We start from the raw sequence: 23730 nt of genomic DNA on the forward strand, positions 1-23730 counted from the left end.
ACGAGGCTGAGCCGGACGGCTCCCCCAGCGTCCGGGCCGCGCGGGCCCGGGCGCTGGAAGGTCGGCCGGATCGGGTGGTGCCGGATGGGTTCGCCGGCTAGGGCAGAGCCCAGTGCCAGGTGGGAGTGCCGAGGTCGTGTGCGTAGACGATTTCGGCGAGGGTGGAGGCGCCGACATAGCCGGTGGGGTCCGTGACGATCACGACGTGGTCGGCACGGTCGATCTTGTGGCGGTGCAGCCGGTCGAGGCGGTGCTTGAGCCGCGCGGCGTCGGCCGGGTCGCTCCACAGTGGATGGGGGCGTTTCATGTCGACGCCGGGGGCGAGCACGAGGCAACCGGCCGCGGTGAAGCGCAGGTTGGTCTCAGCCAGCTGCGCCCAGAAGCGGGTGGAGCCGCACAGGCACACCGTCGGTGGGTTGATGCGCTCGTCCGCGCCGGCGGTGAGCTCGGCGAGCAACTCAGTGGCCGGGCGGAGCGCGGCGGGCGCACTGGCGGTCATCGGCCCGCCGCCGGGGCGCCGGTGAGCTGATTGACGGTCGCGGCGACGTCGTCCGGCACATTGAACAGGCCCTGGGCGCCGATGCCGGGAGCCGGCGCGGCGAAACGCTGCGGGCCCGTGAGGGTCCAGTGCTTGACCGCGGGCTCGCCCCAGGGGGCGCAGCAGCCGTCGCGTTCGTCGTGGATGCCTTCCAGGGTCACGACGCCGAGGAACACGCGGGTCGGCAGCTCGTCAGGCAGCACGGTGCCGGCCTCGCGCAGCGCGGCGAGGGCGCGCTTGTCGATCGCCGCGGGGGCATGGATGACGAGCAGGCCGCTGTAGCGGGTGCGCCAGGTGCGGTTCTCGACGAGCTTGTGGCCGGCGACGATGAGCTCGGCCCAGGGCTGGCGGATCGACAGGGCCTGGATACGCGGCGCGTCGACGGCGCGGTGCTGGTGGGCAGGTCCGGACATGGACGGGGTTCCTTCCTGGTTGAGCGGTGATCCCGGTCGGCAGCCGGCGCGTAGTGCACCGGTTGTCCGGGGCCGGGGTGGTACGCGGTGATCAGGAACGGCCGAGCAGGCGGGAGATGAGGCGGAGCTTCTTGCCGGAGCCGCCGCAGCGGCCGCAGTTGCGCCAGTTTTTCCCGGTAGGGGAGGCGTGTTTGCCTCCGGTGCAGGCCGAGCAGGCGGTGTAGGGCCAGATCAGCCCGGACACGACGTAGATGCCGGCGGCGAGCGCGAGCACGACGACGAGCCGGACGGTGGGGTCCAGGCTGGTGAAGCCGGCGAGCATGAGGTCCTCCGAAACAGGGGTGTGAGGACGGTCGGGCCGCGTCCCTTGGCGGCCCGACCGTCGCGAGCGAGAGGTGTGGTGGCCGAGCGGGCCGCCTGGTCGTTCAGCCCTGTTCGGGCTCTCGCGCGGCCGCCGCCGCGGCCTGGGCCTTCGCGCGGTTCTTGAGCTTTCGGCGCTCGCGTTCGGACAGGCCGCCCCAGATGCCGAAGCGCTCGTCGTGCGCGAGGGCGGCTTCGAGGCACTCGTCCTTGACCTCGCAGCCGAGGCAGATCCGCTTGGCTTCGCGGGTCGAGCCGCCCTTCTCGGGGAAGAACGCCTCGGGGTCCGTCTGCGCGCACAAGGCGCGCTCCTGCCAGTCCTCGGCTTCGTCGGCAACCGCGCATCCCGCAGCCAGCTCAGCCAGGACGTCCTCGAGGCTGGGGTCGTCCAGAAACTCGTTGATGGCGGCGCGCTGTTGCGCCCAAGGATCGGTGCCGTGTGTGGTAGACACGGTGGGTCTCCGGTTCTGTTGCAGGGCTGGAAAGTTCGCACCCGCCCGCGGCGGGGAGCCTCATGGATTCGCGGTCCGGCTCTCCTGCTGCGGGCGTTCGCGTTTCACCAGGCGCTGTCGTCGGTGTGGGCGGTCACGCAGGCCGGGCAGAGCCAGTGGTGCGCGTCGCGGCGGCCCCAGCCGATCGCTTCGGCCGCCGCAGTGAGCTCGGCGCGCTCGGGCGAGCGCATCGGCAGCGGGTCACCGTCCTCGTTGTGGCCGCTGAGCACCGCCGGCGTCAGGAGCTCGCCGGCCGGATCGCCGCACAGGGGGGCGGCGCAGCACAGCGACCACACCGGCCGCGGGTCGTAGTGCACGGCCGGCGCGGCCAGCACGTCGGTCAGCCACCACACGTCCGCGAAGGTGACCGGCTTGTACTCCTCGGGCGGCATGGCGGCGATGTTCAGCACGCTCCACATCGGAGCGTGGGTGCTCCAGCTGCCGCAGGCCCACCACAGCGGACGGCCCGCCCACATCGCCTGCTCGAGCGTCGTGCGGGCGAGCTCCATCTGCGCACGGGCGTCCGGGTCGACCGCGAGGTCGTGGGGGTCGCGGGTCCAGTCGATGCCGGTCCTGGCGAGCACGGTGGCGTACTCGCGGGCGTAGGCCAGGGGCATCGGGTTCACGACGCTGCGGCGGGTGCGGGCCTGGATGAGCTGCCACAGCGCGGTGTAGCGGCCGCGGTGGGCGGCGGGGACGATCACCAGCCCGAAGGCGTCGGTGATCTCGCCGTTGGGGTCGTCGTGGACGGTTGCCGCGGTGCGCGGCACGGGGATGTCGAGCGTGGCAGTCACGTGGTGTCCTTCCGCTGGTTGGGGTCAGGCGGCCAGGTGCAGGGGATGGTCGTGCTGGGGGCGGTCGGCGAGCTCGTGGTCGAGGGCGTTCTCGCCGTCCGGGCGGTGCGACACGGCGTGGGCCAGGCGCTGCAGCAGCCCGGTGTGCCGGCCGGTGTCCTCCAGGGCGTCGACGAGGATGTTGAGCCGGTGCGCGTAGAGCCAGCCGGGCTGCTCGGCGACGGCGGTGGCCATCTGGGTCAGCACAGCCTGCTCGTACGGGCGGGCTTCGATCGCCCCGATCAGGCCTGGGCTGCGGGGCCGGTCGCGGTGGCGGGCGATCGCGAGGTCGGCCACCAGCCGCGCGGCGGCGGCGTTGTCGATGTCCTCGCCGATCGCCGCGTGCTCGCCCGGGTCCCAGCCGCGGTGCACGATGTGGGACACACTGACGAGCTCGACGGCCGCGGCGGCGAGGCTGGTGAGCAGGGCCGCGATCTCGTCGTCGTCCAGTGCCCGCTCCATCGCGGCGACGACGCCGTCGATCTGGTCGGCGAGTTCGAGGTAGCGGGTGTCCGGGTCAGTATCCGGGTTCGTTGTGCGGGGCATCGGACCTCCTTGCAGCAGGGCGGGCAGGGTCAGCGGTGATCGGCCGGCGCGCGGGGCGTCGGCGGGCACCACGGGCAGGCGCAGGTTTCGACGACGACCACGGAGTCGGAGCCGGTGGGCAGCAGCAGCGTCAGCGCGGCCCAGAGCGCGCCGACGAGGCCGGCGGCGATCGGCCGGTGCGTCAGCTCGGTGGTGCCGAACCAAGCCATCGCCGCGGTGGCGGCGCCGAACAGCGGCCACAGCAGCTGGCCTCCGCGGTGCTGTGCGCGGGCGGCGAGGAACACGCCGGCGCCGATCACGGCCCAGATCGCGGCCGCGAAGTTCACCGCGAGCGGCAGCCCGGCGGTGTGCACGGCCAGCCAGTGCCCGATCGGGTCGGTCATGATCCGCAAGGCGGGGACCCAGTGGACGAGGTCGTGCAGCATCTGCCCGCTGCCGGCCCACACCGCCACCTTCGCCACGCCGTACAGCGCGACGCCGGCGAGGAACAGGACCAGCAGACCGGACAGGAGCGCGGCGGCGAACCCGAGGGGGCTGGCGATGGCGAAGCCGCGGATCTCACCGGCGGCGTCGCGGATCCGGGCGCGCACACGGGCGGTGCGTGCGGTGTAGGGCGAGGCCTCGCTTGTGGCGGGCCCGGTGGTCTGGTCAATCGAGGGCATTGGCGGCTTCTTTCTGCGTGGGATGGAGGAACGAGGCCAGGCTGGGCTGGCCGGGGCGTCCGCGTGGGTTGTTCCAGTGGCGTGAAAGTGCTGTGGTTGCGGGGTTTTCGTGGTGTCCGCGGGTAATCTCCGGGCATGAGCAAGGAGGAGGTTTTCTCGTACGTGGCGGGGATCAAGGCCGCGGACGAGTGGGACATCGACAAGTACGTCGCGGTGAAGGCCGTGATGAACGTGCTGGGGATGCCGTTGATGAGCGCCAAGGACGAGTTCAAGCGGGGCCACCGGCAGTGCCTGGAGTTTTTGCGGCAGAACGTGCCCGACTCCAACCACGAGGCGAAGGAACGGCGGCGCCGGCTGCTGTTGTGGGCGACCGAAGCGCGTGGCGGTCGGGGGCAGAGCGAGGACTGGTCGAAGCTGATGCAGGCGATCAACGAGATGGCCGCTTTGACATGACCGCGAGCGTGCGGTCGACGACGCGGCCCCCGGGATGGTGTTCCCGGGGGCCGCGTCGTGGTGGGGGCCGGTCCGCTCAGGCTGCCCGGCGGCCGGCTTCGGTGAGGAAGTAGCGCACGGCCTTGCCGGCACCTTCGCGGTCGACCAGGCCCTGTTCGCGCAGCTTGCCCAGCAGGGTGTTGGCGTAGCGCGGGGAACACCCGACCTGCTCGGCGATCACGCTGGGCTGGTCGAGCCCGTTGGCGATCGCGCCGAGCACGGTTCGCAGGTGCCCGACGAGCCGAGCATCCAGGCTGTGCCCGCCGGTGTCCGGCGCCGCGGCCGCCTGGGCGGCGGCCTTCGGCGCCGCGGGCTGCTCGGTCGCCGCGGGCTGCGGCTGCGCGGTCCGGACCCGCGGCGGGGCCGGGGCGCGTGACCCGGCCGCCGGGGCGGCGTGGGATTCGGCGCGGCGGTTGAGGAACCGCTGCGCCGCGCCCGTGCCCGACTGCCGCGCCGGGCTGCCTGTGCTGGGCTGGGTCGGCGTGATCTCCCGCTCGACGCTGTTCTTGGCCAGCTCCGACCCAGGGTCGAGGCTGATTTTCGGGGCGCGGGCGAACCACTCCTCGATCAGCACGACGTCGTCGGGGATCTGCCGGACCGTGGTCGGTTGGCCCGTGGCCTCGTCGACGGGGTAGGCGTCGTCGTGGTCGGGGGCCCACAGGCCCTGGTAGATCGCCGGGCGTGCCTCCGGGTGGTCGGACTTCATCACGTAGCCGACGCCGGGTTTGCGCGGCAGCGTGTTGAGGTTGAACGAGTCCGAGCCCGAGTCGGCGATCCGCGAGCAGGTGGGGTCATCCACGCGCAGGCCGATGCCGTTGCCGGCCTTGAGGAACGAGCGCAGCGCGGTGTCGTGCCAGGTCTGCACCGAGGGGTCCTGGTCGGCGCACAGGAACCCGATGCCGACCTTGTTGGCCTCACGGAACAGCGCCTTCCACCGCTCTTTGTTCTCCTTGGTGATGATCCGGTGCGACTCGTCCATGATCACCAGCACGCCGGGGTAGTCCGGAGAGGGCCGGAACTTCCCGCGCAGGTGCGCGGGCTTGTTCAGCTCTCGGTAGTGCTGGATGGCTTCCAGCCGGTCCAGGGCAAGCTCGGCGTCCTCGGAGCCGTAGTGCTCGGTGTTGTCCCACAGCAGCGGGCAGGAGTCGCCGTTTTGGCCGTCGATGTGGATGACCTTGGTGTAGCCGGGCCACATCGCCACCAGGCCGATGACCTCCAGCAGCCGCGACTTGCCGGTGCCGGGCGAGCCCACCAGCAGCCCGTTCTGGATGCGGGACTTCGTGTAGAGGCGGTAGGCGGCCATGCCGCGCCCGTCGATGTAGGGGCCAATGGGGATGAACCCGCCGGCCAGCATCTCCGGGCTGCGGAAGAACGCCGCGCCCTTGATCGGCTGCTGCAGGATCACCGAGAACTTGACCAGGCCGGGTTCCTCGACATCGTCGCCGTCGTTGGTGCGCACCATGTACGGCTCGGCTAGCAACCGGGTCGCCGGGACACCCAGCGCGGTGGCGATCTTCGACATGACCGCGTTGACCGCGGCGATGTCCTGCTTGCCCGGCGCCAGGCGCAGCACGTACTCGATGCCGTGGTCGAAGGCGGTGCCGTCGATCAGGGCGGAGCCGGGCAGGGCGTAGCCGGTGGCGCCGACGTGGTCGGCCCACAGCTGCGGGAAGCGGGCAAGCAGCGAATCGTCGATCTCGACCGGCTCGCTGGTCTCGGTCTCCGGGTCGGCCAGCGCCTCGGCGACCGCCTCCTCGGCGGTGAGTCCATGGGCGTGCCGGCGCCACCAGCGCGCGGCCAGCGAGTAGTCCGCGACCATCGCCAGGGCGAGGGTGCCCCAGGTGACGCCGACGGCCACGGCGAGGGTCATCCACGCCGCGGCCGCGAGCAGCAGCGTCCCGGTCCAGATCTGCCAGCCCTGCAGCAGCATCTTGCGGCGCCGCGCGATCCAGTAGCCGAGCGCGCCGACGGCGGTGGCTCCGAGGCCGGTGAGCAGCGCGGCGATGCCGGCGGTGTTCGCAGTGGCCTCGTGGATCACGAACGCGAGCGCGACCATGCCGGCGGTGAGGTAGTGCGGCAGCAGCTGCTTGCGGTTGCGGCGCTCGATCTCGCGCCAGGCGATGCGCTGCGCTTTGGTCTGGGCGCGCCGGTCGGCGCGGTTGCCCTTGGCCGCGGCGGGTGTGGCCTCGGGATCGGTCGGCGTGTGGTCTTGGGTGAGCTCGTCGGGCAGCTCCTGCATCAGGGTCCGCATCGCCTCGGCCAGTTGCTGGGCGGTGGTGCCGACTTCGCGGCGGGTGCTCGTTGACAGCGGGTTGCCCTGGCCCCATCCGGGGCGGCGGTTGACGGTCTTCATCGGGTTCTGCTCCCTTGTGCGTCGGTTCCGGTGGGGCCGGTGCCGCACCGACCGCCACACCCGCGCGGAAACGGGGTGTGGCGGCCGGAACCGCGCCGGAGAGATGGGTCAGAGTGCGCCGTTGGTGACGAACTCGCGGCTGCCAGCGTCCTGATTGGCCAGGTAGGCCTCTTGGACACCGGTGTGGGCGGTCAGGTTGGTGTGCAGGGTCTGCGCGGCCGCGGCTGCGGCCTCGAACTGGGCAACCGCGTCTTTGACCGCCTGCGCGGCCTTGATCACCGACTCCTGGACCTGGCTCACCGAGCCGAGGGTCTCGCCCGTGACCCCGCCGAGGGTCAGATCGGCCTGAGCCTGTTCGCACGACTGCGCGAGCTCATCGGGGTTCGGCGCCGCGGCGACGATGCCGTCCTGCGCTGCGATCAAGTAGTCCTTGAGGTCGCTGGCGTATTGGATGGCCTGGTCCAGGCCGGTGGATTCGCCGTTCACCATGGGGTACTCCTTCGCTGCCGCGATCTGTGCGGCGCTCGTGGACACTGCGGGGAAAGGGATGACGTTGCTGCGTTGGACAGATGCGGTGCTCGCGGTGGAATCGGCCTCCTTCGGGGGACTGTCAGGTGCCGTCGTGCCGACAGCCGCGGTGGTGGCGGCCGGCTGATCAGGGGAGATCCCGCCCTCACCGTCGGGCCACCCGACTCGCGGAACCCGGCCGCCCAAGGTGAGAAGAGCGTCGTGAGCGCCGGGGTCCCACTCGGCGATCGACAACGGCTGGCCGTCCTTCATCGAGGTGCCGACCCAGCCGCTGTGGGTAGCCGTCCAGTGCAGGACCCATGCCCGGGTCGTGGTCGGCAAGCCGAACCAGTCGTCTCTGCTGACGGTGTAGGAACCCGTGCTGTCGGGAGCGACCCCGAGGCAGCGTTCGACGACCTCGCGCTGATGGTCGCTCAGATCCGCGATGAGCCTGGCCGGCAGCGTGTCTCGACTGGTGTCCCCCTCGCCGGGCAACACCGGCCCGACGTGGCCCAGAGGGCTGTGCGTGGACGTCGCTGCGACGGCACCATCTTCGGAGGTGCTGCTCGGGTGGATGTACTCGTCGACGTCGGGCACTTCGGCGGTGAAGCCCAGCGGCTCCAGACTCGGCGTCTCGTGCTCCGGCCCGGCCTGCTCCGCGGCGGGAACGGTCGCGGGGCGAGCCTGGGGCTGAGGCAGCGGCGCCGCAGCGGGCGACGTGGCGTCCTCGTCGGGGACCTCCGCGGTGAATCCGATCGCCTCCGGCTGGGCGGGGGCGCCGTCCTTGGCCGCGAGCTTGGCGTCCTGGCGGTCCCGCTTGTCGTGTTCCTTGGCCAGCTTCTTGTCGGCCTTGCGTTCGCGTTTCGCCCGGCGGCGTTCCGCGCCGAGCTCGCGGCGTTCGTGGGCGGAGTCCCAGACGTCGTCGAACAGCCCGGTCACATAGCGCCCGAGCGAGGACTGCGGCACCGTGCCGCCGTTGTCCTGGCGCTCCTTGAGCTTGGCCATGCGGTACTCATGGCGGGGCGGAGTTTCGTGGCGCCAGCGGGCGGAGAGGTCCTCCCACAGCCGCACGACCAGGTAGGCGAATGCGAAACAGAACAGCAGAGCCATCGTTGCCTCCTTTCTGTGGCGGGATGGTTGGTGATCAGGTGAAACTCAGGGCCGGCACGATCGGGATGACCTGGTCGATCACCAGGAACAGCAGCAGCGCGGCGACGGTGCGCGAGCCGCGCTGGAAGATCCAGTCGGCGTAGAGCGCGATCGCGCGCAGCGGGATGGCGACGTAGGCCCAGGCGCGGGAGCCGTGCCGGGACAGGTCCGCGAGCGGCAGATGCTCGCCGGACACGGCCCACTCCTGGGTGGCCTTCAGCGGCGGGGGCTGCTCGTCCCACAACCGCGGCGGAGTGAACTGCTCGGCCAGCAGGCTCTTCACCTCATCAGGGGTCAGGCGGTCGCCGCGCGTCGGCGGCGGGGTGTCAGGGGTCATTGCGGTGGTCCTTCGACGTAGCGCTGGTGGATCGCCTCGGCCTCCTTGGCCAGGGCGGTCGTCAGCTGGGCGAGGGTCAGGTCGCGGCGTTCGCGGCTGGCGTGGGTGAGCGCGGTGCGCAGCAGGTCGACCGCGGCGTCGAACTTCGCGCGCAGGTCGTTGTTCTGCTCGGCCCGGCGCACCCGCGACCAGTACCGCTCCAGCGAGCGCTGCACGGTGGCCGCGCGGCTTCGTCGCTGGACGTTGGCCACGCGGCTCTGGCTGGCAGTCGGCACCCGGGTCACGCCCCAGTGAGGAAGGCCAGGCCGTTGGTGGAGATGTTGGCGAAGCTGTCGGTGAGATTGCGCCCGGTCGGAGCGATCGGCCCGGCCGCGAACACGAACAGCAACGGCAGCAGAAGGATGCTGATCTGGGCGAGCCGATCGGCTTTGCGGTCCTTCCAGACGTCAGCGACCAGCACGATCACCGCAAGAAGCACCAGCGCCCCACCGATAGCGCCGACTGGCGCGCCGGGAATGAGGTTGACGATCTTGCGAAGGAGGCCGGCGAGCCAACCCCCGATCTGCGTCTGGGACAGCGCGACGCTGAACATCGCGTAGAGCAACGACTTGACGTACCACTTGCTCAGCGCCGAGGTCTTTCGCTTGAGGATGAAGTAGAGGGCGACGGTGAACCCCATCAGGACCCAATACATGGGTCGCTCCTTTCGTTGGGCAGCACGAAGTCGCGACGCCTCCGGGCGCCGCGTGAAGGGAAATGCGGAAGTGTGCGAGCCGTCCGACTCGCCGAACGGCCCCGGTCCGCCAGGTGCGGAGCCGGGGCCGTTCGAGGTAGGGACGGGTCAGGCGAAGCGGATCAGCGGTGCTGTTCCGCGCGTCGGGTGTTGATCCAGGCCCGCAGCGTCGAGAGCGCGTTCGGGACCTCGTAACCCTCGTCGGCGAAGTGCTTGCGCACTGCCGCCGGCCCCGGGTGACCGTGGGCCTGCGACCAGGCGAACGCAGTGTCCGCGTCCAGCATCCGAGCCGACGCGATCCGCTTGGGCTCGGGATGCACCGACGGCTGCGTCAGCTGTTCCTGGTGGCGTGCCTCTCGCTCCAGGCGCCGCTGTTCGGCAGCTGCTTCCCGGCGGCGCTGTTCGGCGGCGGCTTCGGCCTGGCGCTGCTTTTCGCGGCGAGCAGCCTCCGCAGCGTCGGCTCGGCGCTTGCGCTCCGCCTCGGCTTCGGCGGCCGCTGCAGCGGCTGCGGCTCGCTTCTGGTCTGTGAACGTCTTCAGCGCCTTGGAGAAGGCGTGCACGAAGTACGCCAGCAGCGCGGGGATCAGGACCGCCGCAACGGTGCCGGTCCAGCCCCAGTTCGGCGGCAGTGACGCGCCGAGCAACGTGGCCTTGCCCTTGACGTCGTGGCCAACCAGGTTGAACAGCACGCTCGCGGCCAGCGTCACGACGAGCACCTGGTGCCCGATGCGACGGTAGGTCCGGTTGGCCGAGATCGCGCCCATGAACGTGCCGCCGATGGCGCCGACGTCGATGATCACCGGGAACAGCGCAGCCAGGCCCTTGCCCCAGCCATACAGCTGCGCGGCGGCGTACATCATGTCGAACGACAGCGCGAACGACAGCGCGGCAACGAAGAAGGTCATGAGCCCCACCGCCACGAACGCGCCGGCGGTGATGGGCTCGTCCTCGTCCACGCTCTGGTCCGCTCGGTCGGGCCGACGCCTGTCGAGGAAGTCGACCAGCGCGTCGCGAACGGTCCGCCGGGACGCCGCGGGGGCCGGCTTCGCCGCGGGCGCCGCGGCTTTCGGCCTATTGCGGGACGGTTCCTCCGCCATGTCCTGTGCGGGCTCGCCGTCGGGTTCGATGGGCTCGGGCTGGGGAGGAGCTGCCTGCGGCGCGGGGGCCGGCGGGCGGGGACGCGGCACCGGAGCGATCAGCTGCTCGGGCTCGCGGTCGACGATGTCGATCGGGGCCGTGGTTTCCTCGGCCGCCTCCGGCACGATCAGGCCGCTGTTGAGGCGCCGGGTGAACAGTGCCAGGTCCAGCTCCACACCCTGCTCGTGGTTCTGGGGTTCGGACACGGGGTTCCTCCTATCGGGGACTTGCACGGCATCCTGCCGTGCCGCGAGATCAACTCGGGCGCGACGTGCCGGGGCGTCGGGATCCGGTGGCCTGGGCAACACTCACACCCGGGTGGGCGTGGCCACGCGACCCGGGGGAGGTCCGGGGCCGTAGCTTGGGTGTGAGTGGTGCCCCGGTGCCGGAGCACCAGATTCAGGTGGTTCGTGTGTCCGGTTAGGACGCTCGCAGGGCCGTCTGCAGGTTCGCGACGACGTCCCACGCCTCGTGGCTGGCCTTGTCCGCCTCGGCGGCCAGGCGCGGGTTGGAGTCGCTGATCCGCAGGCATTGCAGGAGAAGCTCTGCGGAGGCACCGTTCGCGGCCGCGTCGTGGCACTGCTCGTTCAGGGTGATGTGTCGGGTCATCGGTGCTGCACCTCCTGCTCGGCGCACCGGTAGGTGTCGCCGTCGTAGCGGAATCCGTCCGCGGTCGCGGGCGGGACGGTGACCGGAGAAGCAGCCGCGGTGCGCGGCCGCGGGGTGCTCGAGCGCACGAACCGCGCGGTGGTACGGAGGACCCGTGGCGCGAGACTGGCCAGCCACAGCAGCGAAGTCAGTGTGGCGAGGATGGTGAGACCGACGTTCACAAACTCGATGTGAACGCCCATGGCGGTGTCGAGGAACGGCAGGCCGAGACGGGCGCCGGCGACTGTGGCCACCGTGGCGAACGCGGTGGTGCGCAGCGTACTGCGGCCGAGGCGGGGCAGAACCCACGCTGCGCCAGTCGCGAGGATCGGCGTGGCGTTGACTGTGGCGGACAGTGTGGTGATCCAGGACATGACGTGTGCTCCCGTGTCAGGTGTGAAGTGGGAACACCAGCCAGGCCAGGAAAACCAGCGCGGTGATCATGGAGAAGGCGATCAGCGCCGTGTGGCTTGAGCTGGTGTGGTCGAACTGGAAACCGGTGACGATGGTGTCCGGCTCGGGCTGAAGCTCGATCACCTGGTGGGGACGGGCTCGGCGCCGTGGCGTGCGAGTCATCACGATCGCTTCCGGCCGAAGGCCGCGGGGTCGGCCGGCAAGGTCACCGGGCGGCCCTGGCTGTCGCGCTGCACGGGTTTGGAGCCCTTGCTGGTGCTGGTGGTCTTGGCAGGCTGGGTGGACTTGGCCAATCGACTCACTCCTCGTCATCGGCGAAGGTGGGCAGGAACGGCGCGATCAGCGCGTCCCGTTCCTGCGCGGTGAGCGCTTCGCGCTCGGCGGCGCTCATGCCGCCACGCACCCCGATCTCGTCCGGGTGCCGGCGCAGCAGCGCGTCGGCCAGGCAGATATCGCGGACCGGGCAGCCCGCGCAGATCTCCTTCGCCGCGGCGAACGCATGCGTGGCCAGCGGGCCGGTGGGGAAGAACGCCTCGGCGGCGTCCTGATCAATCGCCCGGACCGTCTGGCCGGGCACCAGCACAGTGCTGGCGCAGGCGATGTGGTCCCTCCAGTACCGGTCTGCGACGTGCTCGGCGGCCAGGAAGCGGGTGTCGGGCGCGTCGATCGTCGAGATCACGCGGCCCACGACGTCACCGCCGGCGCCTGCCCGAAGTTCGCGGTGATGACCTCGGCCCCGGCGTCCGGGGCGGCGGTCACGTCGAGCTCGTCGAGCTCCAGCTCGGCCTCGGCCACGAGCGCCTCGAGCAGCTCGGGGTCAGTGACCGTGTCGAACGGGTGCTCGGTGCCGGTCAGCAAGCCCGGCTCGATGCCGAGCGAGGCGATGAAGCCGGCGGTGTCCGGGGCCGGCGTGGCCGGATCGTCCCAGCTGGTCAGATCGAACGTCGCGTCGGCCCACACGGGGTCGCGGAAGGTCTCGTCGAACATGAGTGGCTCCTCAGGTCGCGGCGTGGGGCCCCGCCCTTGGCCGGCGGGGCCCCACGCGTGTTTCCAGGGGCAGTGCGGAAGAACAGCTTGTTGAAAACGGGCTCGGTGTCCCTCGACCAGCCACCAGCACGCCCTGCTCGCCGCAGCCCTGGGGGGCGCGGGTCATGGCAGGAGCTGGTGGCGATCGGCTAACACCGAACGGGTCAGCGGGAGGCCCTTACGCGGTGCCCGATCGGTGGGCAGCGCGGCGCACATCCCCGCCTTGCCTCGGAGACGTCACGAGGGAGAGGGCGGCGGACAGGGCCGGTGTGCTAACTCGCTCTGTAGTTCTCTGCCGCTCCCCGGGTCTTCAAGGGAGCTCCTCATCGGCACAGCCGAGGGGGTGGGGCGGACCACCACGGGCGCAGACCCGCTGTGACCTGCGATGGAGGAGGAGTGGGACCTGGCTCACACCGTTGATCGACTGGTTCAGACGATAACTGTATGGTTCAGACGATGTCAACAGTTACCGTCTGATCCAGGCTGCCTGCGGGTGAGTATCCGCACGTCAGGACGCACAAAATTGGTCATCATCTGACCCCGACTGTTATCGTCTGGGCCATCAGCTGGACGCGACAGGAGGACCATGGCGACGACGAGCTCCGGGCAGGACGCCACCAGCGAGTACGGGGTGGCCGTGCTGACCCTGGCCGGCCAGATCCGGACCGAGATCGAGTCCGGCGCCTACCCCCACGGCACACAGCTGCCATCCACGAAACAGCTGGCCGCGGACTGGCACGCTTCGGCGACCACCGTCGCGCGGGCGATGAAGGTCCTGGAGCACGAGGGCCTGGTCATCAGCAAAGACCGCTCCGGGCGCATCGTGAATCACCCGCCAGAGAAAGCCGCCCGCACGCCAGTCGTGCTGCTGATCGGCGGCTACGCCGGCTCGGGGAAAACCCAGCTGGGCCGCATCGTGGCCTCCCACACCCACTGGGCGCTGCTGGACAAGGACAGCACCACGCGCGCGGTGGTCGAAGCGGCGCTGCAGGCCATCGGCCAGTCACCCCACACCCGCGAGTCACCCGAGTACCGCACGATCATCCGCCCCGCGGAGTACCAGGCGCTGATGACCGGCGTGCTGGAGAACCTGGAGTGCGGCACCAGCGTCGTCGCAACCGCGCCGTTCGTGGCCGAGCTGGCCGACGAAGAGTGGTGCGAGCAGGCGCGTCGCGACGTCGAGGCCCACGGCGGCCGGCTCGCGGTGGCGTGGGTGCGCTGCGACGCAGAAACCATGCACCGCTACATCACCTACCGCGGGGCCGCGCGCGACGCCGAAAAGCTGGCGGACTGGAAGGGCTACATCAACAGCATCAACCTGGACTACGAACCGGTCGTCGAGCACCAGATCATCGACAACAACGGTGCGAAAAGGTCGCTCGAGCAGCAGGCCGAGGAGATGCTCGCCCGGATCACCGCGTGAACCACACGCCCACTGCAGAGGAGAAGAACGCCGTGAAGGTGCTGGTCAGCCAGGAGACAGACGACGAGGTCGGCGCCGACCTGCTGGCCGCGCTCGACGGCGTCGAGGTCATCCGCTACGACCCGAACAGCGAGCAGCTGACTGAGCAGCAGCGCCAGGCGCAGATCCTGCTCCCGCCCTACCGCAGCAGCCATCGACCCAAGCGCCTGTTCGGACAGCTCAGCGCGCCGCGAATGGTGCAACTGCTGTCCGCCGGCGCCGACGAATGGGCCGACACCGTGCCGGCCGACGTCATCCTCGCCAGTGCCCGCGGCGCACACGCCGGACCGGTCTCGGAGTGGGCGCTCTCAGCGATCCTCACGCTCTACCGGCAGTGGCCGGCCCTCGTCCGGTTCGCCGACCAGGGCATCTGGGCCCACCGACGTTTCAGCGCCGACACCCTCGCGGGGAAGAAAGCCCTGGTCGTCGGTGCCGGCCACATCGGCACCGCCACTGCCCGACGCCTCGCCGCGTTCGACGCGACAACCACGCTGGTCGCCAGCACCGCCCGCGACGGCATCCACGGCCCCGACGAGCTGCCGAGCCTGCTCGGCCAGCACGACATCGTGGTAATCACCGCGCCGCTCACGCCGCAGACCGAGGGCATGTTCGACAAGGAGCTCCTCGCCGCAATGCCGGATGGGGCTCTGCTGGTCAACGCCGGCCGCGGCCGGATCGTGGACACCGACGCGCTCGTCACCGAGCTGCAGACCCAGCGGCTACGGGCCGCGCTCGACGTCACCGACCCCGAGCCGCTGCCCGAGCAACACCCACTGTGGGCCTGCCCCGGGATCGTCATCAGCCCGCACAGCGCCCGAACCGTGCCCGGCGCGAACAAGCTCTGCTACGAGGTCGCCGCGAAGCAAGTCAGCACGTTCTTGCTCGGCGAGACGCCGTCCAACGCAGTCGCCGAGCGCGCGAACAGCAACTAGCTCGGCGAGTTGAAGGGCCCGGCCGGCTTCGGCCGGGCCCTTCACTGTTCGGCCCTTCAACCCGTCACGCCTCAGCGGACGGAGGACGGGCAAGGTCGCCTAACTTCATTCCGCTTTGCAGTTCTCAAACATCGACTTGTGAAGACTATAGTCTTCACAAGTCGAGCTTATAATCCTGTGGTCGAGTGACATGGCAAGCTCAGCCTTCGCGGTTCGCGTGTGCCGCGGGGCCGGTTACGCGGCGATCGTGCCGAGGTAGTCGACGGCGCGCTGGATCACGGCGTCCGCTTCGACGCCGTCGACTGCAGCGTCCTTCTGCCTCGCGAAGGATTTCTCATAGGCCGCGATCTCGTCTGCCTCAGACACGGTGAGCTCACGGGTGAGGAGCTCGACCTGCACGTCGGCGTAGTCGGCGCCGGCCTTGAGCACGAAACTGGTCTCGGGGAGCAGCGTCTCGTTCGTCTTGTCGGTGACGATCCCCAGGTAGATATTGGGCAGCTGTGCGATGCCGCGGAGAAACGCGAGCTGGGCGATATTGACGGCGGGGGAGCCGAAGCGCCTCCGCAGCACACTCTCTTGGATCACCATCTCGATCGTGACCCGACTGTCGTATAGAACGCGTTGCCGTTCGGCACGTGCTGCCACGGCCGCGTGGATCTGAGCAGGGTCGCGGCCGAGCTTGAGCAGCAGGTTCCGGGTGTACTCGGGGGTCTGCGCGAGGCCGGGGATGACCTTCGGTTGGTAGATCTTGATGCTGGTGGCCTCAGCTTCGAGCGCAGCCCGCGCTTGCTGCTGTGCGGCGATCCCGTCGTGGTCGATGTCGGTGAACCGCATCGCGCTGCCGGACACTTGGTCGGCGAGTTCGAGGAGCTCGGCTCGCCCCGCTTCGTCGAGGTCAGGGCTGGTGGTGGTGAGCCAGGCCTTGACGTCCTCAACCGAGGGACGAGTGCGGCCGCTCTCGATTTTCGAGATTTTGCCTTGGCCCCACCCGTGCACAGTGCCAAGCTGCGCGCCGGTCAAACCGGCGCGCAGCCTTGCATCCGTGAGCGCGATGACCAGTCGGCGGTGCGGTCCAGACAACCTCGACAGATCAGCTCGCGAGCGCCGCGGTCGTGGTGCCTCGTCAGTCAATCCGGGCCGCCTCCGACTCCCGAATCTGCTGGTCGTCACTGCGCTGGTCGGGCAGCAACGAGAACTCGGCATAGGGGACCGAAAGCTCGAGCGCGCGGGCCCGAAGCGCGACGTAGGGCGCCGGGTCAGGCGCGAGCTCCGGACCGAGGTAGCTGCCGTCGTCGGCGTAGTTCTGCACGACGGCGACCCGGTCGTCGAACAACCAGAAATCTACGTTCCACAGCGGGTTCGCGGCGTCTTCGGCAGTGAGCCAGCTGCGCTCGAGCAGCCGAACGTCCTCGCCGGCGGAGAGGTTGTCCGGGTAGATCGAGTGCTCCCAGCGCGTGTAATCCGTCAGCGGGCGACCGATCATCCTCACCCGTGCGAAGGGCCTTCCAGCCGCCGCCGCGACGCCGGTCAGTTCCTTCCACGCGTCTTTCGAGTCGGAGCGGGGCAGCTCACGGCCGGCCAGCCAGGCCTGCAGACGGGCGTTCTCCTCGGGCACGCCGTAGACGTCGCGTGCTTCCAAACGCCAGGCGTACCGCGTGAACGTGCGGTACAGCTCGTCCAGCTCCTCACCGGTCATGCTGGTCCTCCAGCCCTCTCTGCGGCCTGGCGCAGCAGCCAAGCCGGGATCACCACGCCGTCCTCGTCGCTCGAGAACGAAAGTTGACCACGCAGGTCAGCACTGAGGATGTTGCCCTTCACCACGACGTTGTCGTCGTCGTCCAGGTACACCCCCGGGCAGTTCCCGCCTTCGCAGGTCGCAAGCTCGTGCAGCGCCATTCGTACTCCCCGAGACTATAAGCCAACAGCGTCAAGCATCGAGCGTAGGGCGCGCTTATAGGCGACACAAGATCCTTCACCACCGCGCGGAGCAGCGGCAGGTCACGGACGCTGATCCCAGCAAGTCGGCCGGCGGTCGAGGGCCACGAGAGATCGACTCATCACTGCACACGCGGATCACGCCGCGTGCCTCGCCGCCGCCAGCGATCCGGCTCCACCACGACGTCACCAAGCCTGAAGACCAGGACGGGCAGGCCGTCGCCTTTGAACTGGTTCCAGCGGCGTTGGATCGCGGGCTTGGCCGGCAGCTTCACGGGGGGTGGCAGCCGGGTGTGGTCGGGGCCAACTCGGAACCGAGAAGTCGATCGGCTTGAAGTTGGGGCTCCACGCGTGTACGCGCGCGAGCGCGCGTGAAGCGGTGAACCCGGAACAGCTGCTGGGTCTGATCTCGGAACTACTCGGAACAACTCGGAACCAGCGCCTTCCGGGACCGAACGGGTCGCCGACTGCGTGCGCCGATCCTGCGGTCTGGGCGCGCTGGCCACCCGCCGATGGCCGGGTGTCGACCCGCCGAGGGTGCGCATCGAAGGCGCCGAGCGGCGCCGAGCGGACCCGCTGGCGATCTTCGGGGAGGTCGCCGACGGGCGGGCAGAAGGGTCGCCGAGACACCCGCCGATGGCGGGCAGTAAGGCGCCGAGGTCGGCGAGGCGCACCCGCCGAGAAGCGCCCTGCGGCGACCCGCCGATCGCTCGCCGGACATCCGTGCGAAGGGCGCCGATCGTTCGCTGGCGACCCCCGCCGACGGGGCGCCGAGCACCCGCCGACAGGGGGCGCCGATGCCTCGCCGGGCACCCCGCCGATGACCCGCTGAAGGCGCTGATCAGACGGTGTTCGGCGGGGTGGGTCGGCGGGGTCGGCGCCCATGTCGTCGGCGGGTTGTCGGCGGGGGGCGCGGATGAGGGTTCGGCGGGTTGACGGGCGTGGTCCCCCGGTGGGCCGGCGCCTCGCATCGGCGGGGTCGGTCGGCGGCCGCCGACGGGTTTCGGCGAGCCGAGTGGCAGGCGTTGCTGGCGGGTGGAAACGGCGTTTCCACGGACAGGTGTCGGCTGGTTCGGACCGGATTCCGGTGGCTTGGCGCGTGCGCCTACACCCGTTGTCGTGTGGGGCGGTTCGGTGGAAACGGCGTTTCCACCGAGCGGGTTCGCGGGAGAATGTGGCCGTGGGCAACGAGGTGAGGCAGACGTGGTGTCGGCGCTGATCAGGCTTGCGGGAAGCCCCGACTGGCGCGATAGGGCGGACGCGGGTCGCGGTCTTGCCAACTTTGCCGAGATGGTGGAGGCCAGGGGGCCGCTGCTGGGCCTCGTGCTTGACGCGGGTGACACGTTTGTCACCCGTGCGACGGCGGAGGCGTTGCTCCGGCGTCAGGACTCGTCCGGTCTTGCTGTGGTCGCGGCTGCTCTGGCCGCTGCCGGCCCTGACCACGCTGAGTGGATTCATACTGCTGTGCTCGACGTGTTCGGGGTGATCGCCAGCGAACGGGACGCCGCCGTGCGGGAGTGCGAGGCGGTGGAACGGGACGCTGATGAGCGTGCGCGGCACGGCGCGGGCCAGTTGGCCGCCATGCTCGCCGAGCTCAGCCCAGTCCTCCGCTCGGCGCGGAATGACTGATCAATAAGTGCAGTGTCGGTGGTCATATCGCGCTGCGAGGCGTCGCAGCCGTCGGAGGTATTGGCCGCGGAACCGGCGCTGTGTGGTCTCAACTCGGGTGAAGTCCGGGTCAGCGAAAGCCTCGTAGTAGGAGTTCTCGGCGTCGTCGCGGCCGCCATCGGCGTCGACGAGGCGCGCGAGGGCTTCCTTCTCCGGCGGTCCGCTTGGAAGGTTGACGACCCACTCGGCCTTCGGCGTGTCAAGCTCCCGCGCCGCCCGGTCCACCATGCCTACGCCTCCCGGCCCAAGTCGCTCGTTCGCCAAATCATCCACGGCGGGGCCCGGGTTGGTTCAGCCAACATGGCGCGCCGCGCTTGCCGTGGGCGACCGGTGCTGCAATCACGCCGGGACACCAACCTCGCCGCGTGATTCCCGGAGATCATGGCGCTCGCCCGCCCTGGGTGGACGTCATGCTGGACGGCGAGGCTGTGGCGTGGAAACGACGTTTCTACCCGGGACAGCTTTGCACCGGTCGCAAGGCGCGACGCGAGGCCATCCGTCTCCCCCGCGAGGCGAAGCGCGGCTGCTTGGTGGAAACGTCGTTTCCACGCACGCGCGTCGGTTTGGTTCGGACCAGGCTCCGTTAACTCGTGCAGCTCGGTGGAACCGCCGTTTCCACCGAGCCGGTTCGGCGATGTCAGTGGCCGCGCCAACTCGTGGGTGGAAACGGCGTTTCCAGCTGCCCCATGGCGGCGGTGCCTCCGGCTCTCGCCTGGAAACGGCGTTTCCACCCGGCGCGGCTCTCTACCGGTCGCGCCCGGTGGAGTCATGTCCGCTTCCCCGCGGGGCGGTGTGCGGCTGCGGGTGGAAACGCCGTTTCCACACTGCCGTTCGCGAGGCGGAAGGTTCGGCGCAGCGTTTGGGTGGTGGAAACGGCGTTTCCAGTTGGCGGTCCAGGCGAGCGCTGTGTTCGGGGTGGAAACGGCGTTTCCACCCTTCAGGAGCGCGGTCTGGACGGCGACACGCCGTGGTCCCGGATGTCGCGGGTGGTTCATGCCATCCTGGGCGCGTCAATCCGAAGTACCTGGTCACGTCGCCACGGGCCGGGGAAGCACACGGAGGTCAAATATGGCGAAGGTTCATGCCGTGGTGTGCCAGAAGGGCGGTGTCGGGAAGACCACTGTCGCGGTGAATCTGGCCGCGACGCTGGCCGACACGATGGGCGGCACCCCTGACAACACCCCGGTTCTGGGGGTTTCCGCGGACGCGCAGGCGTCGATGCTGGAGTGGGCGGAGCGGGTCGGTGATGATCTGCCGTTCGATTTCGCGCAGTGCCATGACGATCCGCAGCAGCTGCGGCAGCTCAAGCGCATCCAGAACTACTCCCACATTTTTGTGGATACGCCGGGTTCGCTGGAGGAAGAGGCAGTGCTTCGCGCGGTCCTCGAGGAGGCCGACGAGGTGATCGTGCCGGTCGAGCCGGAGCCGATGGGCTTCTCGCCGGCGCGGCGGACGATCGAGCGGGTGCTTCAGCCGATGGGCAAGCCGTTCAAGGTGCTGATCAACAACTGGGATCCGCGTGACGGGGCGTCGGATCTGGAGCAGACCCGCGATTACATCAGGGCGTTCGGGTACCCGATGTTCAACACGGTGATCCGGCACTACAAGCTGCACACCCGGGCGCCGGCTGAGGGTGTCACGGTGGTGCAGTACGCGAAGAACCGGACCGCTCTGGAGGCACGGCAGGATTTCTTCCGCCTGGCGCTGGAGGTCCTGGGCAGCGGCGGCAACGGAGAGGCGCCGAAGCATCGGGTGGGTGGAAACGCCGTTTCCACCGTGGCGGGTGAGCGGTGATGGCCAAGCGGGTCAATCTGGCCGATCTGGCCAAGGTCGATTTCTACGACCCCGCGAAGGACAAGAACCCAGCTTCAGCCCCAGTCCAAGCCCCGGCGCCGGAATCGGGGCCAGCTCTGGTGTCGGTACCCGACGCTGCAGCGGACGCTCCTGACGCCGGCGAGCCAGAAAGCGCGATGCGGTCTGTACCGGTCTCGCGTGTCGTCGCGAACCCGCTGAACAAGCGGCAGGCCGGGTTCGACGACGAGGTCGACGGGTTGGCCGCGACCATCCGGGCGAGAGGGATCATCCAGCCCCTGGTGGTGTGCTCGGTCGAGGCTTACCTCGCCGAGTTCCCCGGGGAAGCGTCGCGGGTCGAGGGCTTCGACTGGGTCGTGCTGATCGGTAACCGCCGTCTCGAGGGTGCACGTCGTGCACCGTTGGACGAGGTGCCGATCATCATTAACGACGAGTCGGCCAGCTCGATGTACGAGGTGATGCTGATCGAGAACAGCCAGCGACGCGCGTTGCCGCCGCTGCTGGAAGCTGAGGCGCTATCGGCGGTGATGGATCGGCGGGGCATGTCGCTGCGCGAGCTCGCCACGGAGATCGGCAAGTCCCACACCTACATTCGGCAGCGGCTCGTGCTGCTGGACCTCATCCCGGGCTTGAGGCAGGCGTTCTCGCACGGTGCGTTGACCATCGAGCAGGCGCGACAGTTCGGGGAGCTGCCGGAGGCGACTCAGCAGGAGATCGTCGACGCCGGGCCGCCATATCGGATGCCGGCGCCGAAGAAGCCGGTCGTGGCGATGACGCGGCGGCGGGCGATCCGCGCGTCGTCGCCGGCGATCGCGGCGGCGTCGATCCGATCGGTGTTCTCTCCGGACGAGCTGCAGGAGCTGATCCGGCTGCTCACCGAAGAGGCATCGGAGCCGGCTGCGGAGGCGTAGACGTACCGCGTGGCAGCGGGCGGGTGGAAACGGCGTTTCCACCCGCCCGTCTTGCGTTCCGCAGCCGTTCCCGGTCGAGCAGCCTGTGGGCGTTCCCCCGCGCCGGGTGGAAACGCCGTTTCCAGCATCGGGCCGGTGCGGGGGTTGGGCCCGATCCTCGGCGCAGGCCCGTCAGGTTGCCGTGGGTGGCTACGTCGTTGTGTGGCGCGTGTCGTCGAAAATGTTGTGCTCCGGCTCGTCGAGACCGGCTCCGAATCGCTGCGCCGAGTCGCGAGCGGCCCTGGCGCTGGCCCTGGCCAGGGCCAGTTCTGCGCTCGGGCCTTCGATCAGGCCCTCGCGCTGCATCCGGCGCGCGAGTGCGGTCCGGAAGGCTCCGATGTGCCGAGGGGTCCTCGACGTCGGCGGCGAAGGTCGCCTCGAAGTGGTCGTCGAGGTTGCCCAGGTGCCGATCCAGGTTGTCCTGGTTGGGGTTGTGCGTGGCGTCGCTCATTCGGGCCGGTCCTCCTCGGTTGTGATCAGCACGCGTTCCGGCCGCGCGTAGCCTGTGCGGCCGCGTCAGAGCTTCCGTCCCCGGGAGATCCGTTGAGCGGCCGTGTCCGTCGAGATGTCGAGGATCCGCGCGATGTCTTGTGCCGATCGGCCTTGGGAGGCGAGGGCCACGGGGATCCGGTAGGACTCGTCCAGTTCGCAGAGCGAGCGCAGGACCTCCATCGCGTCGACGCGCTGCTCGGGTGAGGACCAGGTCGGCTGCGTCAGCTGGTCCGCGAGCTGGGTCGCGTCGATGGGTACTTCGCGGCCGCGTGCGCGCAGGGTCTTGCGGACGGTGTTGCGTACGACGGCGAACAGCCAGCGCTCGGCGTCTGCGAGGGGGCAGAGGTCGAAGCGCTGCTCGCGGAGGACCAGGCTGATGACCGCGTCGTCGGCAGCGGCACGTGCCTCATGGGTGGACGCGCCGAGCACAACCGCGTATTTGGCCAGCCGCACGTAGTACTGCTCGCGGAGTGCGAGAGCACGCCGCTAGACCCCCTCGGGGCTCATCCTTCCGAGAATTAACACCGCGTCTCGCGCTCCCCGCCTGCGGTTGCTGGATGTAGATCTTCACGTGGGAACCGTCCGCGCGTAGATCGTCGACCACACCGCCGGCGGGCAGATGATCGAGGACCTGCACGTAGGTCTTGCGGCGCTCTGCTTCCGCGCGGGTGTCCTCGGTGACACCGAAGACTTTGTCCGTCCAGCTGATCATCGCGGGGCCTCCTTCGCTGAGGAACCTGCCAAGCAAGTGCCGCTACGCGCCCGAAGCTGACAACGATCCACCCGATCGAGGCATCGCCGTTTCCATCTCCGATCACGCCCAACTCGTCGGCGAGCACGCTTCCGCTGCGCCCGCATTCCGTGGGCCGACGAACTGTTCGGTCTTGACGGAAAGGAAGTTACAGGTACACACTGTATTTACAGGAACTGACAGTAAGTTACCGCGCGGGAGGAGCGCTATGAAGGTGGGCGGCAGGGACTTCGACCAGAGCAAGCTGGATGTCGAGCGGGCCATGCTCGGCGAGGAGCCGGAGGAGATCAGGAAGTACATCGTGGAGGTGAACGGCACGGTCTACCCGCCAAAGCAGGTGCTCGCCCGCGCAACTGGCTGGGACCGGCAGTCCTTCACCACCATGGAGGCGCAGCGGGTGCTCACCAAGATCGGATTCGTGTGCCGGGAGCCCGGGACGCTGCCCGATGGACGCGCCGCGTGGGTGCACACCACGGGCGAGCAACTCGAGACTGCGCCGAGCGAAGCCGCCCGGATTGCCGCTCTGGAGGCGGCGCTCACGACAGCACAGGAAGCCATCGCCGGCCTCGTCGCGAGGATCCGCGCATTGGAGGACCGGAGTTGAGCGGGTGTCCGGCCTGGCTCGGAACGGCCGGGCCAGGCACCATGCCGCCTGGGCGGACCTCCTACTGGCAGGCTCGCGTATTCGATCAGCGCGTATTCCACAGCTGCCGGGACCCTGGAGCGACCGCCTTGCCGTGGCGCAGTGGAGCTCGGGGACGGTTGCGCGGTTTCCTGTAGCACCGTTTCAACCGGTTCCTCGGCCAGCTGTACTACTGCCTGCGAACTGAGCAGCTTTTCAGCGCATGTGACCCCGGATGGTCGGGTGAGAGCGTTAGTTGGCCAGTGTGGTGGTGACTACATGGACGTTCTGCGCGGAGGGGACCCGGCCGTCGGCGTCGGCCAGTCCGGCTGCCTGGGTCAGGAACTCCTTTTCGAGCGACTTCACGACCGCCGGGTCCAACGGCATGAGGTTGTAGACCGTCGAGACGGACGCCCACACCTGCTCGGCACTGCCGCTCAGGTCGATCGGCTCGGTAGCCCACTCGA

Annotated in this window: 32 protein-coding genes and 1 pseudogene; 7 read left to right on the top strand and 26 right to left on the bottom strand. The window is 69.6% G+C overall.

Annotated features, from left to right (window positions below):
- Positions 1-97: 97 nt before the first annotated feature.
- From AB0F91_RS39845 to AB0F91_RS39875, 7 genes are all read right to left on the bottom strand, one after another.
- Positions 98-499 carry a hypothetical protein gene (locus tag AB0F91_RS39845; RefSeq protein WP_360606433.1) on the bottom strand — a complete coding sequence of 134 codons (402 nt, stop codon included), beginning with the start codon at positions 497-499 and terminating at the stop codon, positions 98-100.
- Positions 496-951: an ASCH domain-containing protein gene (locus tag AB0F91_RS39850; protein ID WP_360606435.1), complete on the bottom strand. Its 456-nt coding sequence runs from the start codon at positions 949-951 to the stop codon at positions 496-498. Before AB0F91_RS39850 ends, AB0F91_RS39845 begins: the two co-directional genes overlap by 4 nt.
- 91 nt (positions 952-1042) lie before the next feature.
- Complete coding sequence (locus AB0F91_RS39855; RefSeq protein ID WP_360606437.1) at positions 1043-1273, bottom strand: hypothetical protein; 231 nt, start codon at positions 1271-1273, stop codon at positions 1043-1045.
- Between the two features lie 103 nt (positions 1274-1376).
- The gene (locus AB0F91_RS39860; protein ID WP_360606501.1) at positions 1377-1676 is read right to left on the bottom strand and encodes a WhiB family transcriptional regulator; all 300 of its coding nucleotides are present in this window, start codon (positions 1674-1676) and stop codon (positions 1377-1379) included.
- 191 nt (positions 1677-1867) lie between these two features.
- Entirely contained in the window at positions 1868-2596 is a 729-nt protein-coding gene (locus tag AB0F91_RS39865; RefSeq protein WP_360606439.1) for a hypothetical protein, read from the bottom strand.
- Between the two features lie 24 nt (positions 2597-2620).
- Positions 2621-3181 carry a hypothetical protein gene (locus tag AB0F91_RS39870; protein ID WP_360606441.1) on the bottom strand — a complete coding sequence of 187 codons (561 nt, stop codon included), beginning with the start codon at positions 3179-3181 and terminating at the stop codon, positions 2621-2623.
- A gap of 29 nt (positions 3182-3210) precedes the next feature.
- Positions 3211-3843 carry a hypothetical protein gene (locus AB0F91_RS39875; RefSeq protein WP_360606443.1) on the bottom strand — a complete coding sequence of 211 codons (633 nt, stop codon included), beginning with the start codon at positions 3841-3843 and terminating at the stop codon, positions 3211-3213.
- A gap of 135 nt (positions 3844-3978) precedes the next feature.
- Between AB0F91_RS39875 and AB0F91_RS39880 the strand changes: the two genes are divergently transcribed.
- Positions 3979-4296 (top strand): hypothetical protein, encoded by a 318-nt coding sequence (locus AB0F91_RS39880; protein WP_360606445.1) that lies wholly within the window; start codon positions 3979-3981, stop codon positions 4294-4296.
- A 76-nt stretch (positions 4297-4372) separates the two neighbouring features.
- Here the strand turns inward: AB0F91_RS39880 and AB0F91_RS39885 are convergent, their stop codons facing one another.
- From AB0F91_RS39885 to AB0F91_RS39940, 12 genes are all read right to left on the bottom strand, one after another.
- Positions 4373-6688: a hypothetical protein gene (locus AB0F91_RS39885; RefSeq protein WP_360606447.1), complete on the bottom strand. Its 2316-nt coding sequence runs from the start codon at positions 6686-6688 to the stop codon at positions 4373-4375.
- Between the two features lie 108 nt (positions 6689-6796).
- Entirely contained in the window at positions 6797-8305 is a 1509-nt protein-coding gene (locus tag AB0F91_RS39890; RefSeq protein ID WP_360606449.1) for a hypothetical protein, read from the bottom strand.
- A 34-nt stretch (positions 8306-8339) separates the two neighbouring features.
- Positions 8340-8681, bottom strand: coding sequence for a hypothetical protein (locus AB0F91_RS39895; RefSeq protein ID WP_360606451.1), 342 nt, complete (start codon positions 8679-8681; stop codon positions 8340-8342).
- Entirely contained in the window at positions 8678-8956 is a 279-nt protein-coding gene (locus AB0F91_RS39900) for a hypothetical protein (protein ID WP_360606453.1), read from the bottom strand. The genes AB0F91_RS39895 and AB0F91_RS39900 overlap by 4 nt, the downstream gene beginning before the upstream one ends.
- A gap of 5 nt (positions 8957-8961) precedes the next feature.
- Positions 8962-9360, bottom strand: coding sequence for a hypothetical protein (locus AB0F91_RS39905; RefSeq protein ID WP_360606455.1), 399 nt, complete (start codon positions 9358-9360; stop codon positions 8962-8964).
- Between the two features lie 176 nt (positions 9361-9536).
- Entirely contained in the window at positions 9537-10757 is a 1221-nt protein-coding gene (locus AB0F91_RS39910; RefSeq protein ID WP_360606457.1) for a hypothetical protein, read from the bottom strand.
- 214 nt (positions 10758-10971) lie between these two features.
- Positions 10972-11160 (bottom strand): hypothetical protein, encoded by a 189-nt coding sequence (locus AB0F91_RS39915; protein ID WP_360606459.1) that lies wholly within the window; start codon positions 11158-11160, stop codon positions 10972-10974.
- Complete coding sequence (locus tag AB0F91_RS39920; RefSeq protein ID WP_360606461.1) at positions 11157-11573, bottom strand: hypothetical protein; 417 nt, start codon at positions 11571-11573, stop codon at positions 11157-11159. Before AB0F91_RS39920 ends, AB0F91_RS39915 begins: the two co-directional genes overlap by 4 nt.
- A gap of 16 nt (positions 11574-11589) precedes the next feature.
- Positions 11590-11736, bottom strand: coding sequence for a hypothetical protein (locus AB0F91_RS39925; RefSeq protein ID WP_360606463.1), 147 nt, complete (start codon positions 11734-11736; stop codon positions 11590-11592).
- 38 nt (positions 11737-11774) lie between these two features.
- On the bottom strand, positions 11775-11906 hold the full coding sequence (locus AB0F91_RS39930) for a hypothetical protein (RefSeq protein ID WP_360606465.1): 132 nt from the start codon (positions 11904-11906) through the stop codon (positions 11775-11777).
- Positions 11907-11911: 5 nt separating this feature from the next.
- Positions 11912-12301, bottom strand: a complete 390-nt coding sequence (locus AB0F91_RS39935) for a WhiB family transcriptional regulator (protein ID WP_360606467.1) — start codon at positions 12299-12301, stop codon at positions 11912-11914.
- A complete protein-coding gene (locus AB0F91_RS39940) occupies positions 12289-12600 on the bottom strand; it encodes a hypothetical protein (RefSeq protein ID WP_360606469.1) in 312 nt (103 codons plus the stop codon). Before AB0F91_RS39940 ends, AB0F91_RS39935 begins: the two co-directional genes overlap by 13 nt.
- Before the next feature lie 625 nt (positions 12601-13225).
- Here AB0F91_RS39940 and AB0F91_RS39945 point away from each other — a divergent pair.
- Together AB0F91_RS39945 and AB0F91_RS39950 are read left to right on the top strand one after the other, a co-directional pair.
- Positions 13226-14062: a GntR family transcriptional regulator gene (locus tag AB0F91_RS39945; RefSeq protein WP_360606471.1), complete on the top strand. Its 837-nt coding sequence runs from the start codon at positions 13226-13228 to the stop codon at positions 14060-14062.
- Positions 14059-15033: an NAD(P)-dependent oxidoreductase gene (locus tag AB0F91_RS39950; RefSeq protein ID WP_360606473.1), complete on the top strand. Its 975-nt coding sequence runs from the start codon at positions 14059-14061 to the stop codon at positions 15031-15033. The genes AB0F91_RS39945 and AB0F91_RS39950 overlap by 4 nt, the downstream gene beginning before the upstream one ends.
- Positions 15034-15267: 234 nt before the next feature.
- Here the strand turns inward: AB0F91_RS39950 and AB0F91_RS39955 are convergent, their stop codons facing one another.
- The 4 genes from AB0F91_RS39955 to AB0F91_RS39970 form a co-directional block, all read right to left on the bottom strand.
- A complete protein-coding gene (locus AB0F91_RS39955) occupies positions 15268-16236 on the bottom strand; it encodes a helix-turn-helix transcriptional regulator (protein WP_360606475.1) in 969 nt (322 codons plus the stop codon).
- Positions 16157-16729, bottom strand: coding sequence for a DUF6879 family protein (locus AB0F91_RS39960; RefSeq protein WP_360606477.1), 573 nt, complete (start codon positions 16727-16729; stop codon positions 16157-16159). Before AB0F91_RS39960 ends, AB0F91_RS39955 begins: the two co-directional genes overlap by 80 nt.
- A complete protein-coding gene (locus AB0F91_RS39965; RefSeq protein WP_360606479.1) occupies positions 16726-16929 on the bottom strand; it encodes a hypothetical protein in 204 nt (67 codons plus the stop codon). The genes AB0F91_RS39960 and AB0F91_RS39965 overlap by 4 nt, the downstream gene beginning before the upstream one ends.
- Before the next feature lie 161 nt (positions 16930-17090).
- Positions 17091-17243 carry a hypothetical protein gene (locus tag AB0F91_RS39970; RefSeq protein ID WP_360606481.1) on the bottom strand — a complete coding sequence of 51 codons (153 nt, stop codon included), beginning with the start codon at positions 17241-17243 and terminating at the stop codon, positions 17091-17093.
- Positions 17244-18174: 931 nt separating this feature from the next.
- Here AB0F91_RS39970 and AB0F91_RS39975 point away from each other — a divergent pair.
- Complete coding sequence (locus AB0F91_RS39975) at positions 18175-18597, top strand: hypothetical protein (RefSeq protein WP_360606483.1); 423 nt, start codon at positions 18175-18177, stop codon at positions 18595-18597.
- Here AB0F91_RS39975 and AB0F91_RS39980 read toward each other — a convergent pair whose 3' ends face one another.
- On the bottom strand, positions 18598-18864 hold the full coding sequence (locus tag AB0F91_RS39980) for a hypothetical protein (protein WP_360606485.1): 267 nt from the start codon (positions 18862-18864) through the stop codon (positions 18598-18600).
- Between the two features lie 840 nt (positions 18865-19704).
- Here AB0F91_RS39980 and AB0F91_RS39985 point away from each other — a divergent pair.
- Positions 19705-20430, top strand: a complete 726-nt coding sequence (locus AB0F91_RS39985; protein WP_360606487.1) for a ParA family protein — start codon at positions 19705-19707, stop codon at positions 20428-20430.
- Complete coding sequence (locus tag AB0F91_RS39990) at positions 20430-21359, top strand: ParB/RepB/Spo0J family partition protein (RefSeq protein WP_360606489.1); 930 nt, start codon at positions 20430-20432, stop codon at positions 21357-21359. Before AB0F91_RS39985 ends, AB0F91_RS39990 begins: the two co-directional genes overlap by 1 nt.
- A gap of 555 nt (positions 21360-21914) precedes the next feature.
- On the opposite strand, the gene AB0F91_RS39995 is transcribed toward AB0F91_RS39990, so the two are convergent.
- Positions 21915-22343 (bottom strand): sigma-70 family RNA polymerase sigma factor, encoded by a 429-nt coding sequence (locus tag AB0F91_RS39995; RefSeq protein WP_360606491.1) that lies wholly within the window; start codon positions 22341-22343, stop codon positions 21915-21917.
- 506 nt (positions 22344-22849) lie between these two features.
- Here AB0F91_RS39995 and AB0F91_RS40000 point away from each other — a divergent pair.
- Positions 22850-23245, top strand: a complete 396-nt coding sequence (locus AB0F91_RS40000; RefSeq protein ID WP_360606493.1) for a hypothetical protein — start codon at positions 22850-22852, stop codon at positions 23243-23245.
- Positions 23246-23515: 270 nt separating this feature from the next.
- Here the strand turns inward: AB0F91_RS40000 and AB0F91_RS40005 are convergent.
- Positions 23516-23730: pseudogene (locus AB0F91_RS40005) on the bottom strand (class I SAM-dependent methyltransferase); the annotation flags it as partial.

The sequence above is a fragment of the Amycolatopsis sp. NPDC023774 genome (assembly GCF_040639695.1).
Taxonomy (GTDB): Bacteria; Actinomycetota; Actinomycetes; order Mycobacteriales; family Pseudonocardiaceae; genus Amycolatopsis.

Bases quoted from the DNA above. Each gene is read 5' to 3' on its own strand.
- AB0F91_RS39965 (WP_360606479.1), bottom strand. From the start codon at position 16,929: ATGGCGCTGCACGAGCTTGCGACCTGCGAAGGCGGGAACTGCCCGGGG.
- AB0F91_RS39885 (WP_360606447.1), bottom strand. From the start codon at position 6,688: ATGAAGACCGTCAACCGCCGCCCCGGATGGGGCCAGGGCAACCCGCTG.
- AB0F91_RS39845 (WP_360606433.1), bottom strand. From the start codon at position 499: ATGACCGCCAGTGCGCCCGCCGCGCTCCGCCCGGCCACTGAGTTGCTC.
- AB0F91_RS39850 (WP_360606435.1), bottom strand. From the start codon at position 951: ATGTCCGGACCTGCCCACCAGCACCGCGCCGTCGACGCGCCGCGTATC.
- AB0F91_RS39880 (WP_360606445.1), top strand. From the start codon at position 3,979: ATGAGCAAGGAGGAGGTTTTCTCGTACGTGGCGGGGATCAAGGCCGCG.
- AB0F91_RS39870 (WP_360606441.1), bottom strand. From the start codon at position 3,181: ATGCCCCGCACAACGAACCCGGATACTGACCCGGACACCCGCTACCTC.
- AB0F91_RS40000 (WP_360606493.1), top strand. From the start codon at position 22,850: ATGAAGGTGGGCGGCAGGGACTTCGACCAGAGCAAGCTGGATGTCGAG.
- AB0F91_RS39905 (WP_360606455.1), bottom strand. From the start codon at position 9,360: ATGGGGTTCACCGTCGCCCTCTACTTCATCCTCAAGCGAAAGACCTCG.
- AB0F91_RS39955 (WP_360606475.1), bottom strand. From the start codon at position 16,236: ATGCCGAGTTCTCGTTGCTGCCCGACCAGCGCAGTGACGACCAGCAGA.
- AB0F91_RS39890 (WP_360606449.1), bottom strand. From the start codon at position 8,305: ATGGCTCTGCTGTTCTGTTTCGCATTCGCCTACCTGGTCGTGCGGCTG.
- AB0F91_RS39920 (WP_360606461.1), bottom strand. From the start codon at position 11,573: ATGTCCTGGATCACCACACTGTCCGCCACAGTCAACGCCACGCCGATC.
- AB0F91_RS39895 (WP_360606451.1), bottom strand. From the start codon at position 8,681: ATGACCCCTGACACCCCGCCGCCGACGCGCGGCGACCGCCTGACCCCT.
- AB0F91_RS39980 (WP_360606485.1), bottom strand. From the start codon at position 18,864: ATGGTGGACCGGGCGGCGCGGGAGCTTGACACGCCGAAGGCCGAGTGG.
- AB0F91_RS39990 (WP_360606489.1), top strand. From the start codon at position 20,430: ATGGCCAAGCGGGTCAATCTGGCCGATCTGGCCAAGGTCGATTTCTAC.
- AB0F91_RS39915 (WP_360606459.1), bottom strand. From the start codon at position 11,160: ATGACCCGACACATCACCCTGAACGAGCAGTGCCACGACGCGGCCGCG.
- AB0F91_RS39875 (WP_360606443.1), bottom strand. From the start codon at position 3,843: ATGCCCTCGATTGACCAGACCACCGGGCCCGCCACAAGCGAGGCCTCG.
- AB0F91_RS39960 (WP_360606477.1), bottom strand. From the start codon at position 16,729: ATGACCGGTGAGGAGCTGGACGAGCTGTACCGCACGTTCACGCGGTAC.
- AB0F91_RS39985 (WP_360606487.1), top strand. From the start codon at position 19,705: ATGGCGAAGGTTCATGCCGTGGTGTGCCAGAAGGGCGGTGTCGGGAAG.
- AB0F91_RS39940 (WP_360606469.1), bottom strand. From the start codon at position 12,600: ATGTTCGACGAGACCTTCCGCGACCCCGTGTGGGCCGACGCGACGTTC.
- AB0F91_RS39945 (WP_360606471.1), top strand. From the start codon at position 13,226: ATGGCGACGACGAGCTCCGGGCAGGACGCCACCAGCGAGTACGGGGTG.
- AB0F91_RS39855 (WP_360606437.1), bottom strand. From the start codon at position 1,273: ATGCTCGCCGGCTTCACCAGCCTGGACCCCACCGTCCGGCTCGTCGTC.